General features: G+C 61.4%; 19 protein-coding genes and 1 pseudogene. 9 read left to right on the forward strand and 11 right to left on the reverse strand.

What is annotated here, in order from left to right; genetic code table 11:
* Positions 1-298 precede the first annotated feature (298 nt).
* On the forward strand, positions 299-625 hold the full coding sequence (locus HHA01_RS07570) for a hypothetical protein (protein WP_141319337.1): 327 nt from the start codon (positions 299-301) through the stop codon (positions 623-625).
* Positions 626-805: 180 nt separating this feature from the next.
* On the opposite strand, the gene HHA01_RS14920 is transcribed toward HHA01_RS07570, so the two are convergent.
* From HHA01_RS14920 to istA, 3 genes and pseudogenes are all read right to left on the reverse strand, one after another.
* The gene (locus HHA01_RS14920; RefSeq protein ID WP_307725348.1) at positions 806-1000 is read right to left on the reverse strand and encodes an ATP-binding protein; all 195 of its coding nucleotides are present in this window, start codon (positions 998-1000) and stop codon (positions 806-808) included.
* Complete coding sequence (locus tag HHA01_RS14925; protein ID WP_246053848.1) at positions 909-1379, reverse strand: ATP-binding protein; 471 nt, start codon at positions 1377-1379, stop codon at positions 909-911. The genes HHA01_RS14920 and HHA01_RS14925 overlap by 92 nt, the downstream gene beginning before the upstream one ends.
* A gap of 110 nt (positions 1380-1489) precedes the next feature.
* Positions 1490-2449 (reverse strand): annotated as a pseudogene (gene istA, locus HHA01_RS14930) (IS21 family transposase); the annotation flags it as partial.
* Between the two features lie 861 nt (positions 2450-3310).
* Between istA and HHA01_RS07580 the strand changes: the two are divergent.
* The 3 genes from HHA01_RS07580 to HHA01_RS07590 all read left to right on the forward strand — a co-directional run bounded on the left by HHA01_RS07580 (position 3311) and on the right by HHA01_RS07590 (position 5328).
* Positions 3311-4546 (forward strand): sensor domain-containing phosphodiesterase, encoded by a 1236-nt coding sequence (locus tag HHA01_RS07580; RefSeq protein ID WP_141319340.1) that lies wholly within the window; start codon positions 3311-3313, stop codon positions 4544-4546.
* 176 nt (positions 4547-4722) lie between these two features.
* Complete coding sequence (locus HHA01_RS07585) at positions 4723-4881, forward strand: YqaE/Pmp3 family membrane protein (RefSeq protein WP_141319342.1); 159 nt, start codon at positions 4723-4725, stop codon at positions 4879-4881.
* 198 nt (positions 4882-5079) lie between these two features.
* Positions 5080-5328, forward strand: coding sequence for a GlsB/YeaQ/YmgE family stress response membrane protein (locus HHA01_RS07590; protein WP_141319344.1), 249 nt, complete (start codon positions 5080-5082; stop codon positions 5326-5328).
* A gap of 26 nt (positions 5329-5354) precedes the next feature.
* On the opposite strand, the gene HHA01_RS07595 is transcribed toward HHA01_RS07590, so the two are convergent.
* Positions 5355-7061 carry a potassium/proton antiporter gene (locus HHA01_RS07595; RefSeq protein WP_141319346.1) on the reverse strand — a complete coding sequence of 569 codons (1707 nt, stop codon included), beginning with the start codon at positions 7059-7061 and terminating at the stop codon, positions 5355-5357.
* A 225-nt stretch (positions 7062-7286) separates the two neighbouring features.
* On the opposite strand from HHA01_RS07595, the gene HHA01_RS07600 reads away from it, so the two are divergent.
* On the forward strand, positions 7287-8471 hold the full coding sequence (locus tag HHA01_RS07600; protein ID WP_141319348.1) for an ABC transporter substrate-binding protein: 1185 nt from the start codon (positions 7287-7289) through the stop codon (positions 8469-8471).
* Between the two features lie 11 nt (positions 8472-8482).
* Here the strand turns inward: HHA01_RS07600 and HHA01_RS07605 are convergent, their stop codons facing one another.
* Positions 8483-9256, reverse strand: coding sequence for an alpha/beta fold hydrolase (locus HHA01_RS07605; protein WP_141319349.1), 774 nt, complete (start codon positions 9254-9256; stop codon positions 8483-8485).
* A 31-nt stretch (positions 9257-9287) separates the two neighbouring features.
* Complete coding sequence (locus tag HHA01_RS07610) at positions 9288-9971, reverse strand: 7-cyano-7-deazaguanine/7-aminomethyl-7-deazaguanine transporter (RefSeq protein ID WP_141319351.1); 684 nt, start codon at positions 9969-9971, stop codon at positions 9288-9290.
* 366 nt (positions 9972-10337) lie between these two features.
* On the opposite strand from HHA01_RS07610, the gene HHA01_RS07615 reads away from it, so the two are divergent.
* The gene (locus tag HHA01_RS07615; protein ID WP_141319353.1) at positions 10338-10658 is read left to right on the forward strand and encodes an ArsR/SmtB family transcription factor; all 321 of its coding nucleotides are present in this window, start codon (positions 10338-10340) and stop codon (positions 10656-10658) included.
* 32 nt (positions 10659-10690) lie between these two features.
* Here HHA01_RS07615 and sohB read toward each other — a convergent pair whose 3' ends face one another.
* Positions 10691-11731: a protease SohB gene (sohB, locus tag HHA01_RS07620; protein WP_141319354.1), complete on the reverse strand. Its 1041-nt coding sequence runs from the start codon at positions 11729-11731 to the stop codon at positions 10691-10693.
* Positions 11732-11884: 153 nt separating this feature from the next.
* On the opposite strand from sohB, the gene HHA01_RS07625 reads away from it, so the two are divergent.
* Positions 11885-12190, forward strand: a complete 306-nt coding sequence (locus HHA01_RS07625; protein WP_141319356.1) for an SCP2 sterol-binding domain-containing protein — start codon at positions 11885-11887, stop codon at positions 12188-12190.
* A gap of 26 nt (positions 12191-12216) precedes the next feature.
* On the opposite strand, the gene nudC is transcribed toward HHA01_RS07625, so the two are convergent.
* Genes nudC through HHA01_RS07645 form a run of 4 tightly spaced genes read right to left on the reverse strand, consistent with a single transcriptional unit; the run spans position 12217 to position 15016 of the window.
* A complete protein-coding gene (gene nudC, locus HHA01_RS07630) occupies positions 12217-12990 on the reverse strand; it encodes an NAD(+) diphosphatase (RefSeq protein WP_141319358.1) in 774 nt (257 codons plus the stop codon).
* Positions 12990-13766: a DNA polymerase III subunit epsilon gene (dnaQ, locus tag HHA01_RS07635; protein ID WP_141319360.1), complete on the reverse strand. Its 777-nt coding sequence runs from the start codon at positions 13764-13766 to the stop codon at positions 12990-12992. The genes nudC and dnaQ overlap by 1 nt, the downstream gene beginning before the upstream one ends.
* Before the next feature lie 42 nt (positions 13767-13808).
* Entirely contained in the window at positions 13809-14252 is a 444-nt protein-coding gene (gene rnhA / locus HHA01_RS07640; protein ID WP_174787725.1) for a ribonuclease HI, read from the reverse strand.
* A complete protein-coding gene (locus tag HHA01_RS07645) occupies positions 14249-15016 on the reverse strand; it encodes a class I SAM-dependent methyltransferase (RefSeq protein ID WP_141319364.1) in 768 nt (255 codons plus the stop codon). The genes rnhA and HHA01_RS07645 overlap by 4 nt, the downstream gene beginning before the upstream one ends.
* Positions 15017-15117: 101 nt before the next feature.
* Between HHA01_RS07645 and gloB the strand changes: the two genes are divergently transcribed.
* Both gloB and HHA01_RS07655 read left to right on the forward strand, forming a co-directional pair.
* Positions 15118-15885: a hydroxyacylglutathione hydrolase gene (gene gloB, locus HHA01_RS07650; protein ID WP_141319366.1), complete on the forward strand. Its 768-nt coding sequence runs from the start codon at positions 15118-15120 to the stop codon at positions 15883-15885.
* A 115-nt stretch (positions 15886-16000) separates the two neighbouring features.
* The gene (locus tag HHA01_RS07655; protein WP_141319368.1) at positions 16001-17206 is read left to right on the forward strand and encodes a transglycosylase SLT domain-containing protein; all 1206 of its coding nucleotides are present in this window, start codon (positions 16001-16003) and stop codon (positions 17204-17206) included.
* Positions 17207-17216: the final 10 nt, after the last annotated feature.

The following is a 17216-nucleotide window of genomic DNA, read 5'->3' on the forward strand; positions in this document are numbered from 1 at the left end:
GGCCAAAAGTGCAACGGGTGCAACGCCTGCCGTTGCACCACACACTCCAGACCAGCAAACAATAGACTAAAGCTGTAGATTGGCCCGCCTGTACAGCTCGACCTTCGCAGGCACACGAGTCAAAAGCTACTCTTGGGTGCTGGCTTGCGCAAAAGAAGGCCGCCCCGAAGAGCGGCCTATCTATCCAAGTACTCGACGATGTGAAACCCTACGCCTCCCGCCCTCGTATTTATGAGCACGCTTACCGCTTCCTCGTCTGATACGGCGGTAGTGCAGCTCACGACACGAGAGGTACATCATGAATAATGCCATCAAGATTGCAGCGCTTACGGCCTCAATGATCATGCTTTCAGGCATGGCCATCGCCGACCATCATCGTGGAGATACGTCCCAGATGCACGAAAACGAAGGCGAATCCCTCGTGCAAGATGGCGGCGTACAGTCCGATCACAATGCCGAACGAGCAGATACTGGTGGCACCCTCGATGACGAACCAATCATCCAGGATGGCGGGGTTCAGTCCAACTACAATGCCATGCGGGAGACAAAGGGCGAGTTGGAGGCCGACCCCATCGTCATGGACGGTGGCGTGCAATCAAACCATAACCCTGAGGTCAGCAACTAACTGACACTGCCTGACTGCCGCCACAAGGCAGAGCACATCAGCAAGTGAGCCTACTCGCCCCTGTTCCTGGCAGGGGCGAATATTGTTCAATGGCAGAACCACACCCGGCTCGCCCCCCCTTGTCAATTGCCATCAGAAGTGACCCACCAGCGGTCAACAAAAATGACCCACCCGTGACTGTCAGCTGAGCGTCTTCTGCTTCAGCCGGTAGCTCTCCCCGCCGAGCAGGTAGAGGTGTGAGTGGTGGATGATCCGGTCGACGATCGGCACCGCCACGTTGTCGTCATGGAAGAACTCCCCCCAGCTGGTGAAGTCCTTGTTGGTGGTGATGATCAGCGACCGGTACTCGTAGAATCGGTTGATCAGTTGGAACAGCGCGTAGCGCGCCTGCCGCGCTCATCGGCAAATATCCCAGCTCGTCAATGACCAGAGCGTCGACCTTGGCCAACTTCTGGAGTGTCTTCTTCAACTCGCCCTTCATCACGGCGATCTCCAGCTCCTCGACCAGGTGCAGGGCGTTGCGAAACAGCACTCGGTAGCCGGCCTCGATGGCCTTCTGGCCGATGCCGATGGCCAAGTGGGTCTTGCCCACCCCCGGTGGGCCGATGAACACCAGGTTCTCGCGGTTGTCGAGGAAGGCGAAGTCGAGCAGGGCGCTGACCTGGCGCTTGGTGATGGTGGTCTGGTATCGGTAGTCGAACCCTTCCAGTCGCTTGTCGCTGGGGAAGCCGGCCTGGCGCTGGTAGAGATCGATGCGCTTCGTCTCGCGGTCTGGCGCTCGTGCTCGACCAACATGTTGGCGAAGGCCAGGTAGGAGACCTCGTTGGCCTCGGCCTGGGCCAGCAGCTCGGTGAGGTCCCCGGCGATGGCCTGCTCTAGGTCGGCTTCCTGCTGGCGGTGGTCGCGGTAGTAGTTCTCATTGCGTGAGGTGTATCCCTTGCCCAAGTGCAGGGCATGGGTGGCGATCTCCTCGCCGCTCTCCAGGTCATGGATCGCCAGGCGACCGTCCGCTTCCCGGGCGCCGACCCGCCCCTGCTGGTAGGCCATGGGCACCGAGTACCTGTTGGCCTTCCAGGCGATCAGTCCGGTCTTGTCGAACTTGCGTGGGGCCAGGCCGTCGGCGTCACGCCCCAGGCAGGCCGGCATCAGGTAGGGGAGCAGATGGGCACGCTCCTCGGCCATGAAGTGCTCTTGCGGCTGCCGGCCGGTGGTGCCGTGGAGGCGCACGTTGGCCACCTCGTCGAGCCACTGCTGCACGTGGCACCGCAGGTCGGCCTCGTCGCGGAAGGTCTCGCCGTAGAACGCATCCTGCTTGGCGTACTTCACCCCGGCCTCGACCTTGCCCTTGCTCTCCGGGGCGTAGCCGCAGCAAGCATGGACCCGAAAGTCGGCGGTAGTGGCGTACGCATGGAAGCGCTGGTTCACCTCCAGCTCGCGGAACTGCTCGCTGATCACCACCATCTTGGTCTGGTCGTAGACGCACTCCTCGGGCAGGCTGCCGAAGTAGCGGAAGGCCTCATCGTGCAGGCGGATCAGCGTCGCGGTGTTCAGCGATTCCAGGCTGACGCCGACTTAGGACAGGCGCGAGTAGGCGAGCACGAACACCACAAAATAGACCGTGCGCGGCTCGCCGCCGATCATCACCTCGCGCAGTTCGCCGGGATCCACCTGGCACTGCACGCCGGGGACCATGTCCAGCACCGGCTCGTAGTAGCGGCGCTGGCGGCTGGCGACGGTGTTGCGGGAGATGCCCAGCTCCTGGCCGATGGCACAGATGGACAGGCCCTGTCCCTCATCATGTAACGCTTTGATCTTGTGAATCATTCCCCAGTCCTTTACATCTCCGCCCCGACCCTTGGCTGAGCCGATACGATAGGTGGATGGTGGCAGCGCTGCCACCTCGGGGGGGGGCAAAAGCGTTGGCCGATACTGGGTCACTTTACTTGGCCATTAACAGGCGGGAAGCTGAGCACGCCAGCGGGTTTCGCCGTAATCGCCTATAATGCGATAAACCTTGTTAAACTGGTACACAAGAGAGCCCAGCTGGCGGCAAAGGAGGAGCAAGACGATGAATAGCCTGATAATCGTGGCAGCTCTGGTCGTCCCTGTCACCGCCATCACCTGGTGGGCGATACACCACACCAACAAGGAGCTGGACGGCAAATAGCCCCGCACCGCACTCCCAAGCCCTGGCATCCGACGGGGCTTTGTCGTGTGGCGGACACCCAGCGACCAACATCGTCCTCACTCCATGGGCCTTCTCTAACATGTATCGTGAAGCATCGCCCGAGAATATTTTTGTGGTGTGATCAATGGTGGAATAGCTCAAAATCCCATTTATCATGATGGTTCCATGATGGCATGCGAACATTGGACGTCCGTCGCCCCCACAAACCAGCCAACGCTGACCAGATATCACGTCCCGCCGCGCGACTACCTTGCCGCACCAGCCACAGGAGTGGCGCACTGCGGTAACACCTGAACCACATCAAACCGGGAAGCCCTGCTTCTCAATGGTCAACTTGTGAGATGCCTCTGGCCGAGCCAGGCAATAGGTAACTCGGCTTTCAGCATGTTTCAGATTTTGCAACTTGCCACGCATATACGGCAATGATAAACATCATGCCGCACACAGGAATCCGCGCAACCGATTAACATTGATTCATCGCTCGACAGGACGTCAAGATGAAGATGACTGACATGACCACCACGCAAATCATGCGTATATTTGCCACTGTGGCAAGAAAGCAATTACAGATGGAAGTCGGTTTTGTCGGCCTCTTCGAGGGTAATAGTCGAAAGATACTGTCGTTATCGACTCACCACACCAGCACTTCTCCCATTTGCGAAGGTGACACCCACGACCTGGATGCCACCTACTGTGCTCACATTTCCAATAACCAGATCCCGGGTATTATTGTCGATACCCACAAGAACAAGGTGACCAATGCCCTGGCCCTCACGCGCAAGCTGGATATCCGTTCTTATGTCGGCGCCACCATCACCAGTGCATCCGGCCACAATCATGGCACTATCTGTTGTTATAACAACTCGCCCTTGAGAGGTGGTAAAGACAGTGTGAATGCCGAGGTTCTTAAAGCCCTGGCAGATGCGGCCGGCGCTATACTGGATTCAGGCGGCATGCAGGGCCACATCCACAAGCATGTCTTCGAGAAAATAAAATCGACCATTATCAGTAACAATGTCGAGATTCTCTTCCAGCCGATACTTCTGGTTCCCGAAAACCGTGTAATCGGCTTTGAAGCCCTCACCGGCTTTGCGCATATCGATACCACCCCTACCAGTGACTGGTTCGAAACCGCAGCCGAATGTGGACTGGGGGTCGAGCTGGAACTCGCCTGCCTGAAACAGGCGCTGGCCTACCTGCAGCGCTTCTCCTCTGATCAGTACCTGTCAGTCAATGTTTCCCCCGAGGCGATCTTCGACCCACGGATAACCGAGCTGCTTGCAAGGCATGACCTCGAGAGGGTCATGCTGGAAATCACCGAGCATGAAAAGGTCGAGGATTATGCAACACTGAAAGCCATCCTCGCTCCCTTGAAGCACCAAGGGTTGAGGGTGGCCATCGATGACGCCGGCGCCGGCTACGCGTCCTTGAAACATATCCTGGAGATCGATGCCGACAAGATAAAACTGGATATCTCACTGATCGAGGACATCCATCTCGACCGGCGCCGCTATGCCCTTGCCAGTGCCCTCGTAACCTTTGCCAATGCAATCGGCTCGACGGTGCTGGCAGAAGGCGTGGAGAATACTCGACAGCTGCAGGCACTCACCGGGCTCGGAGTGGAAAAGATCCAGGGCTATTACATCAGCCCACCGCTCGCCGCGGAAGCGGCCATCCGGGCTGCCTCCAACGCCAGCACCCGGTTGCGCCATGAGCCCCCGCAGCCCGACTAGATAAAGTGGCTCGAACTTTCATGTCAAGGCGGCGCCCGCTACTCCCTGGGGAATCCAGCCGCTTTCTCGCATCCCCTTGAGTCAACGAATCTGAAGCGTCCTTGATAAGCCGGCCAACCACCCCCAGTTATTCCTGTACACTCACTCATGACTCACAGCGACGCAAAGAGAACCTCATGGATATTATCCGCATCATCTTCGCCATCCTGCTGCCACCCGTCGGCGTCTTCCTGCAGGTAGGCCTCGGCCTGCATTTCTGGCTGAACATCCTGCTGACGATTCTCGGCTATATCCCGGGCATCGTGCATGCTATCTGGATCATCGCCAGACGCTAGCCGAATGAACCGTGGCCCTGACTTTCAGGGCCGAGGTGTGTCAGCCGGACAAGTCGACAAAAGGGCTTCGTTGCCCCGCATGTGGTTAATGAAATTTGTCTAAACCGGCATGGACAGCCGTGCGAGACTCGCTCAGACTCCCGCCACCTGCCCTTCTCTACTCGGGGCAGGCTTACATCAACGGATCAGGAGGACCGTATGGGCATTATTGCATGGATCATCTTCGGACTGATTGCCGGTATCGCCGCCAAGTTCATCATGCCCGGCAAGGATGGTGGGGGAATCATCATCACCTGCCTGCTGGGGATCATCGGCGCCGTCGTCGGCGGCTGGATCAGCACCCTGCTCGGCTTTGGGGCCGTGGATGGCTTCAACCTGGGAAGCTTCGCGATTGCCATCGTCGGCGCCCTTGTCGTGCTCTTCATCTACAACAAGGTCGCAAAGTAACCGACCCGGCCGGCTTCGGCCGGCCTTCAATACAACCGCAAGCCCACCTGCGTGACCTGATTACCCTTCATCTCGCTGACAACCCAGTGAATACCGTGCCAGTCGACATCATCGCCGACGACCGGATGCCCCCCGACCCGTAGCGAAATGAATTCGGCCAGTGTCATTTCATGCTCGCCCGGGCTCAGAGTCAGTCCATAGGCGTCGGCCAGATCCCCCATCCTGACATTCCCGGCAAAGGTGAAAGCACCGAAGAAGGCCTTTTCCCGCTTGAGCGTGGCATCCCCATTGAACAGCTTGTTCAGCGCCGGCAGGTCATCGGTACGCCCTATGACGCACAAAACATCCTTGCGGCACAAGCGCGTCGAGCCCTTGGGGTGCAGCATGACACCATCCCGGAACAAGGAGGCAATCAGGGCGCCGGATGGAAAGCGCAGCAATCGAATGGGTACATCCTCCAGGTCACTGTTCTCGACCACATAGACGAACATCTCGAAATCATTGGTCGCCTGAATGCCCAGCGGCCCCCGGCGATTCGGCGTGACCATGGGCGGCAACAGCACCTTGGTGCGTCGCGCCACCCAGGGCAGGCTTCCGCCCTGGATCAACAACGACAACAACACCACGGCAAAGGCGACATTGAAATACAGAGAGGCATTCTCGACGCCGCCGATGACCGGGAAGATGGCCAGAACGATCGGCACGGCGCCGCGCAACCCGACCCAGGCAATAAAGATCACTTCGCGCCAGCGAAAGCGAAAAAACGGCTTGATGGCGACCAGTACCGCCAGAGGGCGCGCCACGAAAATCAGCGCCAGCGCGACGATGGTCGCCGGCAAGGCAACATCGAGCATCTCGCTGGGGGTCACGAGCAGGCCCAGCACCAGGAAGAGCCCGATCTGACTCAGCCAGGCCAGACCATCGTGTACCGGCAGAATGAAATTGAGATGGCGGCCGGGCCGGTTGCCGATCATCAGGCCGGTCAGGTAGATCGCCAGAAAGCCGCTTCCCCCCAGAGCACTGGTCAGGCCGAAGACACAGAATCCCAGCGCCAGCGCCAGCAACGAGTACAAGCCCGGGGCCAGGTCCAGCCAGCTCAACAGGCGGCCGCTCAGCCAGCCAATACCCACACCCAACAGGATGCCCAGGCCAAACTGTTCGACGAAGAACAGCGCCGTCTCGCCGATGCCCCCCATATCACCGACCAGAATCTCGACCAGCATCAGGGTCAGGAAAATCGCCATCGGATCGTTGGTGCCCGATTCGATTTCCAGGGTGGCGCCCACCCGCTCGTTGAGATTGATGCCACGTCCACCGAGCATGGAGAAGACGGCGGCGGCATCTGTCGAGCCGACGATGGCTCCGACCAGCAGTCCCTGGACAAGCGTCAGATCAAAGACCAGCATGGCAATGCCGCCCACCAGGGCACTGGTCAGGAAGACACCCAGAGTTGCCAGGCTCAGCGCCGGCTTGAAACCGACACGAAAGGTCTTGAGCCGTGTGCGCAGTCCACCATCCAGAAGAATCATCGCCAGGGCGAGATGCCCGATCAGAAAGGCCAGCGCATAATCATCGAATTCGATTCCCAGCACGCCCTCTTCGCCGGCCAGCATGCCGAGCCCGAGGAAGATGAGCAGCAACGGCACACCGGCCAGGGTGGAAAGCCGGCTGGCGAGGATGCTCAGCGCGATGAGGAACCCACTGAGCAGAAAGAGCGTATTGATCGAGTCCATGTAATGAAGCCTGGCGGTTGAACCACTATTCTCTCATGACCGCTGGCATGTCGCGATGCGTCCTGCGCCAGCCAGGGCTGGTCAGCCAAGGGCAAGCGCCGATAGACTACCCAGTCCTGAATGCGAATCGACCCCGGGGCGTATGCCGCTACCCGAACGTCGGCTCGAGGGCCTCTCACTCAACGCGACCCAGCCAAGCTGGACGTCATCGCTGGAGCCATTGCCATGTTGTCACTTCGCCGGTCGCTATTGGTGTCAGGCCACCTCTTGCTGGGGACCAGCATGCTGATCGCGACGTTGGCCAGCGGTCAGCCGAGCGCCAGCGATGAGCATGGATTTCCGCCCCTGCAAACGGATGTCATGGTGCCGGATCTGAACGCCATCGAGTCGGGACCGGCCGGCACTGCGCCGGCCGGCTATGCCACCCTACCCAGCGGGCCCGCCGTCGATACGCCATCGCGCCCCATTGCACCCGCCATCGTGCAGGGGCCTCCCGAGCCCATTGCCCCGCCACCGGTCGATCACCTGCGGGTCTCCCTGGACTGGTACCCCAGTCCACGCCACGCGGCGCTTTATGTGGCCCAGGCCAGGGACATGTTTCGTCATCGCGGGCTCAGGGTCGAGATTGCCACTCCAGCCGACCCGGAAGTTCCCGCCAAGCTGCTGGCCGACTCCCGAGTCGACCTGGCCCTGACGCGCCAGCCACTGCTGCACCTGCTGGTGGATGAAGGACTGCCCTTGATTCGGGTTGCCAGTCTGGTCAGTGTGCCGCTGGACGCCCTGATCGTCAGTCGCGAGAGTGGCATCGAGTCATTATCCCAACTGGAGGGCAAGCGTATTGGCCACGCCGACCGGGATGGCGAACAGATACTGCTGCCGGCCATGCTCGCCGGCGCCAAGCTGACCCTGGACGACCTGGACACCCCCAATGTCCACTATCGACTCGAGGAGGCCGTCAGGGAGGGCCGTGTCGACGGCGTCATCGGCGGCAACCGTCACCTGCTGCCCCGCTCGCTGGCCAATGACGGCACCGCGACACGGAGCTTTCCAATCGAGGACCACGGGGTTCCGCTGCACGATGGCCTGATACTGGTAGCCAACCGTGAGGAACTGAGGCAACGCCGGGATGCCATCCGGCGCTTCATCGCAGCGCTGGAGGAAGCGACGGCCTGGATCCTCGAACACCCCCGGGACAGCTGGCAGCTGCTCATTGCCACCGAGCCGACACTCGACACACCGGTCAATCGTGACGCCTGGCCCGAGATCCGGGCACGCCTGACACTGACCCCGAGTGCCCTGAGTCAGGGGCGCTATCATGCCTTCGAGCACTTCCTGGAAGAGCAAGGCCTGGCCGAGGGACAGCACAAGGTGTCACGCCTTGCCGTGGACATCAGCGCGCCAGCCCCCTGAAGCAAGCGGGCTCACAGCGGTGTCAGAAACTCCTTGACCGCGCTCTGAAAGGCCTCGGGGCATTCCGCATGCAGCCAATGCCCCGCATCCAGGGTGACGACCCGGACATCGGGCAAGACCTCATGCAGCGCCGGCAGGGCCGCATCGCTGACATAATGCGATCTGGAGCCACGCAGCACCAGGCTCGGCCCGCGAAAGGCGCCCTCGCCGGCCGGCTCGGCCATGATGTCGGCATACCCCGCCTCGATCTCATCGAGCCCAACCCGCAGCCGCAAGCCGCCTTGATCACCGCGCACCAGGTTGGTCGCAAGAAACATCCGTGTCGAACTCTCTGCCACGTATTCAGCCAGCATGGCATCGGCTTCACTACGGTTCGCGGGCTCCCCCTCTTCCAGCCGCCGAAGCCCGGCAAAGATGGCCTCATGGTCGTGTCCATAGGCCAGCGGCGCGATATCGGCGACCATCAGTGAGGCCACCTTCTCCGGTGCCAGGCGGGCCATGCTCATCACCACCTTGCCGCCCATGGAATGCCCCAGCAGATGTGCCCGATCAATCTCGAGCTGCTGCAGCAGCTCCATGACATCCTCGGCCATGGCCTGATACGCCATACCATCGGTGTGCGGCGAACGACCATGATTGCGCAGATCCACGGCAATCACCCGCCAGGACTCGCGCCACTGCTTGATGTGTGAGCGCCAGTTGTCGGCACTGCCCAGCAGGCCATGCACGATGACCAAGGGCATCCCTTCGCCACCGGTATCGGTATGGTGAAGTGTCACGGGCATTGGCTACCTCCTTGGTTGTCGAAAAGCCCTTTCAGGTACGGGCACGGGCCTGATGCGGTGCCATGTCGTCATCCCCGGTCACCCCCGCCAGCCAGCGGGACAAGCCACCCAGCAGTACGCCATACAGCGGCAGGAAGAGCGCCAGACTGACTCCGAGCTTGATGACATAGTCGACCCAGGCGATCTCAGGCCAGTTGGCAGCCATGAAAGGATCCGGGCTGTGATGAAACGCGATGGAGAAAAACGCGAAGGTGTCCGCCAGGTTGCCCAGCAGGGTAGACAAGGCCGGCGCCACCCACCAGGCCTGCTTACGCCGGAGCCGGTCGAACACCATGATATCCAGCAGTTGCCCGACCACATAGGCCATGAAGCTGGCCAGGGCGATGCGACCGACGAAGAGGTCCCATTGGCCCAGGGCGCCGAAGCCTGCGAAACCACCCTGGGGGAAGAGCACCGAGACGACGTAGGAGACCACGAGTGCCGGCAACATGACACGCAGGATGATGGCGCGTGCCGGCTCCTTGCCGAACAGGCGTACCGTCAGGTCCGTGGCCAGGAAAATGAACGGAAAGCTGAATGCGCCCCAGGTCGTGTGCCAGCCGAACAGGCTGAAGGGCAGTTGGACCAGATAGTTGCTGGCCGCGATGACCAGGATGTGCAGGCTCACCAGCAACGTCAGGCAGCGCCGCCTCTGGGCGGCAGTCAGTACAAACATGTCGGATGCGGTCCTTTTTGGAAGAGGGGTGAGGGAACCCTCCTGGCAAATGAAAGCAGGAGCAAAAGCAAGGGAAGCATTATACGCATCTGACGTCGTCAGGCCAGAGCGCCAGGCGTCCGTCCAGGCCCCATCGCTCTGACGCAGAAACAGATTGGTACGTATAGAGACTAGCAGTTTGCTCATCACCACATTAGACAAGCGTTGATTCGCTAGTCCTTAAAAGAATGAGCTACAATAACCCAAAGCCTAATGAAGATCGCCGTGATCAGGCCGACCAAGATGAGCCAGCCTGTCATCACACACAGACCCGGTGACCAGCGAGGGATGGCGTGGCATTGGGCTCGCTAGGTATGGGAGCAAGACATGACCAACTCTCAGCGCCAGGCCAAGCGCCTATTGATCGATAGAGGCGATGAGGAAGTCGGAGAGGCCAGCGCCCTTCTCAAGGCGATGGCCAACGATAACCGTTTGCGCATCCTGTGCTTGCTGGCAGAGGGAGAGCTCTCAGTCACAGAACTGAATCAGCAGCTCGTGCTCAGCCAGTCGGCACTCTCGCAGCATCTTGCCATCCTGCGTCGCGCTCAGCTCGTGGCGACCCGACGCGCCTCCCAGACGATCTACTATTCGCTGGAAGGTGACCGAGCCAGGACCCTCATCACCACACTCGACCGCCTGAGCGAGTGACGCCCCTGCTGGAACAAGCCGGCGCGCCCGCTCTAGCGTTTCTGCCAGCGTGAGGCATCGAGCGCCTCCAGTCCACGCTGTGCCGTGCGTTCGATGCCTCGCGACACCGAAAGCCCAAGACGCTCCATGACCCCCTGCGGCTGTTGCAGGCTGAGCGTGATCACTCTCGCTTCCTGCATGCGGTCGTCCAGATAGGCAGCGCTCGTGCCGATCTCGTCGATCAGGCCATTGTCCCTGGCCTGAGTGCCATACCAGGTCTCCCCCGTGGCCACTGCCTGCATGTCCAGCCGAGGGCGGCGCTCCGCGACATACTCTTTGAACAGGTCGTGAACCGTATCCAGTTCACCCAGGAACTTTTCCCTGCCCTCTTCGGTGTTTTCGCCAAATACCGTCAAGGTGCGCTTGTATTGACCGGCCGTGAGTACATCAACATCGATATCGTGCCGTTTCAGCAAGCGATGTACATTGGGCAACTGCGCCACCACACCGATCGAGCCCAGCACCGCAAAGGGGGCAGCCCGCAGATGATCGGCACAACAGGCCATCATGTAGCCCCCGCTGGCGGCCACCTTGTCGACACAGACCGTGGTCTTCAGCCCGGCCTGGCGCAGGCGGTCCATTTCCGCCGCGGCATGGCCATAGGCATGCACCAGACCGCCCGCTGACTCCAGGCGAACCACCACTTCATCATCCTCGCCGGCCGCATCCAGTACCGCCGAGATTTCATCCGACAGCTTGCCCGTGGCACTGGCCTTCAGGTCGCCCTGAAAATCCAGCACCCAGACCGTGCTGCGACTGTCACCCGCCTTGTCGCTTTCCTTGTGGCGAGATTTGGCCGCGCGCCGGAAACGCTTGGCCAGTGCCTTGCGTTGCCCGGCATCGGTGGCAGCCAGGCGTAGACGTTGCTGACGGCGCTGGCGACGACGATTCAGCTCCTCCAGCCTGATCTGCGTCTTGTCTTCGCCACCCCCGGAACGCGCCTTGACGGCTACCAGCAGGACCGCGGCGATACTCGCTGCCACGATCAGACACTGAGCCAGAAACATGCCGAGCTCACTTAGCCATTCCGTCACTGTATGACTCCTGTATATTGGTAAGTTGCACCTCGTCACAACCGGGCAGCAGCGTGACGCAAGGCTCACTTTCGCATGACCGACTTGATCAAAACGATCGTTTTAAATAGGCTGACGATACGCCATTCATCCTGACTCACAGGCTTCCAGACGATGTCCACGTTCGACAAGTTGCATGTCCGCTTCGATCCCCAGGCAGCCGAAGGCATGCGCGAGATATTCCAGTTTCACTTCACCGATGCCGAGGATCATTACCTCAGGATCCATGATGGCGAGCTCGACATCGTCGCCGGAGAACATGATGACCCATCCGTCAGTCTGAACCTCAGCACGGAAACCCTGAAAGGCATCATGTCCGGCGATATCAATGGCATGGCGGCTTACATGAGCGGCCGGCTGAAAGCCAGTGGCAATGTCATGCTGGCCACCCGATTGACCAGCCTGTTCCCCTCTCGCTGATCAAATTGCTCAAGGCGGTGGGTCCATCAGCGCCGGGCACCGACCTGGGCCAGGTGGGCATCGATCAAGGCTCGCGAAATCGAATATGCCGGCGGCAGGTGTGGCAGTTGAGTCGGCGAGAACCAGGCCGCATCACTGATCTCGACACCATCGATGCGTATCCGCCGACTCGCCGCCTCGGCAAAGTAGCCCAGCATCAACGAATGCGGGAACGGCCAGGCCTGGCTGCGATAATAACGCAGGCGTCCCAGTGCCACTCCGACTTCTTCCGCCACCTCGCGCCGCACCGCCTCTTCGGCGGACTCGCCGGGCTCGATGAAGCCCGCTAGGGTCGAATAGCGCCCCGCCGGGAAGCGCGGACTGCGCGCCAGCAGCAGCGACTCGCCATGCGTTACCAGGGTGATGATACACGGCGAGATGCGTGGGTAATGGCGCTGACCGCACTGCTCGCAGTGCATGGCAAACTCGTGATCCAGCCTGCCTGACGGTGCGCCACAACGCCCGCAGAAGCGATGGTTGCGCAGCCAGGCGGCCACCTGAAGTGCCGTCGACACCAGCGCAAACCAGTCACCCGGCAAGCGCACCAACCAATCCCGGCCATCCGGCCAGTCCTCCCCGGGAGTCTCCTCCAGGGAGAGCCCGACGGGCTCCCCCTGCCACCAGCAGAGAGGCTGAACCGCGGCATGCCAGGGCGTCTCGGGCTGCAAGGGACCATCATTCACGCCGGGCGCGATGCGCCCCTGGGCCAGGCGAATCAGGCGACCGGATTGGGCGCGGTATGGCAGTTCCCGCTTGAGCATCAGGCAGGGTCCTCTCCAACCGTGGCCCCCGGCCAGCCCTCGAGGTTGTCCCACTGGCACTGGCCGGCCGCATCGCGAATGCTGGCAAGCTTGTCATGATGCGCCTGCCATTCCGCTGCTTGCGGCTGTTGCACCCGCAGCTGGCCGCGTGACAGGGAAAGCCGACGCAGGTCCGGCCCCTCGGCACTGTCGGCCTCCTGGCGCTCGCTTTGCGTCTGCTGGGCATCCAGTGTCAGGGCGGTCTGGCCGCCGGTCATGCCCAGGTAGACATCCGCCAGGATCTCGGCATCGAGCAAGGCGCCGTGCAGGACCCGATGGCCGTTGTCGATATCGTAACGCTTACACAAAGCGTCCAGGCTGTTGCGCTGGCCGGGGTGCTTGTCACGGGCCATGCGCAGGGTATCGAGAATCCTGCAATGTTCCGCCACCGGGCCGAGCCGAGGCTCGCTGCGTGCCTGGTTGAGCATCTTCAACTCATGGTCGATGAAGCCCACATCAAAGGGCGCATTATGAATCACCAGCTCGGCGCCCTGGATGAAGGCCCAGAACTCGTCGGCCACCTCGGCGAAGACCGGCTCGTCGGCGACCTTCTCGTTGGTGATGCCGTGGACATCGACCGCCTCGGCCTCGATATCCCGTTCGGGGTTGATGTACTGATGATAAGTGTTGCCGGTCAGGCGTCGGTTGACCATCTCGACGGCACCGATCTCGATCAGGCGGTGGCCCTCACGAGGATCGATGCCGGTCGTCTCGGTATCCAGGATAATCTGTCGCATGAGCTAACTCGTCGTCGCTGATCGCTCCAGGCTGGAACGCTGTCAGGTGGTGGCGTTCATTTCATCGATGGCCTCGTTGGCCAGCGCATCGGCACGTTCATTGCCCGGATGGCCACTGTGCCCCTTGACCCAGTGCCACTCCACGTCGTGGCGCTGGGACTCTGCATGCAGGTCACGCCACAACTCGGCATTCTTGACCGGCTTGCGCGAGGCCGTCTTCCAGTCGCGCTTGATCCAGCCATGAATCCATTCGGTAATCCCGCGACGCAGGTAATCGGAATCGGTCCATAGGGCGACCCGGCACGGACGCTTCAGTGTACGCAGCGCCATGATGGCCGCCATCAACTCCATGCGATTATTGGTGGTATGGGCCTCGGCGCCCTTGATGGCCTTTTCATGCTCGCCACTGACCAGCAGGGCGCCCCAGCCACCCGGCCCGGGATTGCCTCGGCATGCGCCATCGGTATAGATGGTAACGTCACTCAATCTGGTGCCCTTCTCGCAGATGATCCAAGCCGTGTGATGCCTCCCAGAGCCGGGCCGGCGACTGGCCGTTCGAAAGCCAGCCTGCCGCGCTGAGGCTGGATCAACTGAGAGCGACGGCGCGCATGAATCATGTAGGCGTCTCCCAGCGGCAGGTTATAGCGTCGCCCGAGTGTCTCGAGCATGGCGTTGCGTCCCGGACCGCCCGGCATGCGGAAGCCGCAATAGTCTACCCGCTGCGCTTCGAAGTCGACAAACTCCAGCCAGTCGCTCAACTGCGCCGGGCTGCGCCAGCGCCCCCCACCATGGAAGTGTCGACGCCATTCCGGGCGCACTCGCGAACAGCCCGCCGTGCCATAGGGGCTCCAGCCGAACAGCACGAGATGGCCATCATCCGCCGTCACCCTGGCCGCTTCCTGCAGCACATGGTGGGCACTCGGCAAAACCTCGAGGAGATGATGCACCACCACCAGATCCAGGCAGCCATCGGGCAAGGCCAACTGGTCGGGAGGACAGACCAGGGTCGACTTAGACTCGGCGAGTTCCGGCGTGGGAGACCAACGCAAGGCATGCTGCACCGGGCACATATCCGTCAGCACAGGCGCCAGACTGAGCTCGAGGGCATGGGGACCGAACCAGCGTTCGCACAACGGGCCGATGCAGGCGCGTTCGGCAGCCCAGATACCCTGACCAGCCTGCCCTGCCCAGTATCGGCGTCCTTCTCGAGCCAGCCTGGCCAGTGCTATCGCATCCCGCGAATTTGACATGGTTCGCTCTTCTCTCCACAGTTTACACTTTTTGCGAATTGCCTCGAGACAAGATACTCCGGGACAGTCCGGACTCACAGAGGCGCGAGGAAACAGCATTCATGTTGAGCGTTACCCCCATTCCAGCCATGAGCGACAACTATATCTGGCTGCTCCGCCAGGATACGAGTGACAGTGTCTGCGTTGTCGACCCCGGCGATGCAGCTACCGTCATCGAGTGGCTCGAGCGCGAAGGGCTCACGCTCGGCACCATACTGATCACGCATCATCATCCCGATCATACCGGTGGCCTCGCCGAGCTGATCAAGCGTTATTCGCCTCGCGTCATCGGTCCGCACAACCCGGCCATTTCAGGCATCGAAGAGCGGGTCGGAGACGGCGACGAGGTCCGTGTCATGGGACGCCTGTTCGAGGTCCTCGAGGTGCCCGGGCATACACTCGACCATATCGCGTTCTTTACCGCCGGCATACCACCCTTGCTGTTCTGTGGCGATGTGCTCTTCAGCGGTGGTTGTGGCCGACTCTTCGAGGGTAGCGCGGAGCAGATGCACCACTCCCTGACACGTCTGGCCCCATTGCCGGAAGATGCCCTGGTCTTCGCCGCCCACGAATATACGCTGGCCAACCTGGAATTCGCCAAGGCGGCCGATCCCGACAACCGGGATATCCGCGAGGCCGAACAGGAGTGCCTGCGAGCCCGCGAGCTGGAACGCCCCACCCTGCCCAGCACCATGGGCCGGGAACGCCGTATAAACCCCTTCCTGCGCTGCGGCGATCCCGCTATACGCAAGGCAGCAGCAGAACACGGGGCCACAGATACCGACCTGGCGACATTCACGACGCTGCGTGCCTGGAAAGATGCCTTCTGAGTTCGCGGCTGCCGGATCGTGCAACACCATGATCTTCCGCGAGCTTGACTCATTGACCGCCGGACGATGGCTTGTCCGCCACACCACCAGGCCAAGGTGCCCAGGAGTTCACTGAATGACCCATCATACACTGCGTCAGCGTTTGTATGGATTTGCCGGTTCCTGTGCCTTGATGGGCGCCCTGTTACCCCCGATGGTCGAGGCGGCAAACCTGTCTGCCGGCCAGGACCCGTTTGCGGCCTCGCCTGCCCCCACTGAAAGCACTTCCAGCAGACGCTCGCCCGCCGACACCCACGCCTCGGGATTCTGGGGCGAACTGGCGCTCCATCCCGGTGATGCGTGGCAACGTCTGCGCGCCAACTTTGCCTGGCAGGATCAGTGGCGTGCCGATGCCGGTCACGATCGCGTGCAATACTGGATCGATGAATACAGTTCGGGGCCTCGCAACATTGCCGCAATCACCCGTCGCGCACGCCCCTGGCTGAGCTGGATCATCCAGCAGGTCGAGGCTCGCGGGCTGCCCGGCGAAATCGCTCTGGTCCCCTTCATCGAGAGTTCCTTTGACCCTGAAGCGCGGAGCCATCGCGGTGCCTCGGGCCTGTGGCAGATCATGCCGCGCACCGGCGAAGCCCTGGGCTTGAGCCGCAACCGCCATTGGGATGGCCGACTGGATGTCGTGCGCTCCACGCAAGCCGCCCTGGACTACATCGAGATGCAGGCCGATCAATGGTACGAGGGCAATATCGAGCTCTCGCTGGCCGCCTACAATGCCGGTGCCGGCACCGTCAATCAGGCACGCCGGGCAGCCCGTGCCCGCGGTCAGTCCGGGGATTACTGGGATCTGGACCTGCCCTCTGAAACCATGGACTACGTGCCCAAATTGCTGGCCATTGCCGCCATCATTGCCGAGCCCGACCGATATGGCGTGACGCTGCCCGACATCCATGGTGGACCAGCCTTTGCCCGGGTCCCGGTAACGCGGCGCATCAGCCTGGACGAAGCGGCCAGCCTGGCGGATGTATCCCGTCAACGACTCGGCGAGCTCAACACGGGCCTGCGTACCGGTATCGCACACCCGCATCAGGTCGAAGAGCTGCTGGTGCCTGCCGGCAAGGCCCAGCCCCTGCTTGCCGCTCTACGGACCCCGTCCTCCTCGAGCTCGTCTGGCCAGAACAGCATCCATGTGGTGCAGCGTGGCGAGACATTGTCCTCCATTGCCTCGGCGCATTCCGTGGCGATGAATGACCTGGCACGCTGGAACGGGCTCGAACACCCGGACACTTTACAACCCGGGCAGCAACTGACACTTTCCGATAGATGACAATGGCGCG

The organism is Halomonas halmophila (assembly GCF_006540005.1).
Taxonomy (GTDB): domain Bacteria; phylum Pseudomonadota; class Gammaproteobacteria; order Pseudomonadales; family Halomonadaceae; genus Halomonas; species Halomonas halmophila.

Coding starts and splice junctions, on each gene's coding strand:
- nudC (WP_141319358.1), bottom strand. CDS start 12,990: ATGCTCAAGCGGGAACTGCCATACCGCGCCCAATCCGGTCGCCTGATT.
- HHA01_RS07615 (WP_141319353.1), top strand. CDS start 10,338: ATGACCAACTCTCAGCGCCAGGCCAAGCGCCTATTGATCGATAGAGGC.
- HHA01_RS07645 (WP_141319364.1), bottom strand. CDS start 15,016: ATGTCAAATTCGCGGGATGCGATAGCACTGGCCAGGCTGGCTCGAGAA.
- HHA01_RS07605 (WP_141319349.1), bottom strand. CDS start 9,256: ATGCCCGTGACACTTCACCATACCGATACCGGTGGCGAAGGGATGCCC.
- HHA01_RS07570 (WP_141319337.1), top strand. CDS start 299: ATGAATAATGCCATCAAGATTGCAGCGCTTACGGCCTCAATGATCATG.
- HHA01_RS07585 (WP_141319342.1), top strand. CDS start 4,723: ATGGATATTATCCGCATCATCTTCGCCATCCTGCTGCCACCCGTCGGC.
- HHA01_RS07610 (WP_141319351.1), bottom strand. CDS start 9,971: ATGTTTGTACTGACTGCCGCCCAGAGGCGGCGCTGCCTGACGTTGCTG.
- dnaQ (WP_141319360.1), bottom strand. CDS start 13,766: ATGCGACAGATTATCCTGGATACCGAGACGACCGGCATCGATCCTCGT.
- HHA01_RS07625 (WP_141319356.1), top strand. CDS start 11,885: ATGTCCACGTTCGACAAGTTGCATGTCCGCTTCGATCCCCAGGCAGCC.
- HHA01_RS07600 (WP_141319348.1), top strand. CDS start 7,287: ATGTTGTCACTTCGCCGGTCGCTATTGGTGTCAGGCCACCTCTTGCTG.
- gloB (WP_141319366.1), top strand. CDS start 15,118: ATGTTGAGCGTTACCCCCATTCCAGCCATGAGCGACAACTATATCTGG.
- HHA01_RS07580 (WP_141319340.1), top strand. CDS start 3,311: ATGAAGATGACTGACATGACCACCACGCAAATCATGCGTATATTTGCC.
- HHA01_RS07595 (WP_141319346.1), bottom strand. CDS start 7,061: ATGGACTCGATCAATACGCTCTTTCTGCTCAGTGGGTTCCTCATCGCG.
- HHA01_RS07590 (WP_141319344.1), top strand. CDS start 5,080: ATGGGCATTATTGCATGGATCATCTTCGGACTGATTGCCGGTATCGCC.
- HHA01_RS07655 (WP_141319368.1), top strand. CDS start 16,001: ATGACCCATCATACACTGCGTCAGCGTTTGTATGGATTTGCCGGTTCC.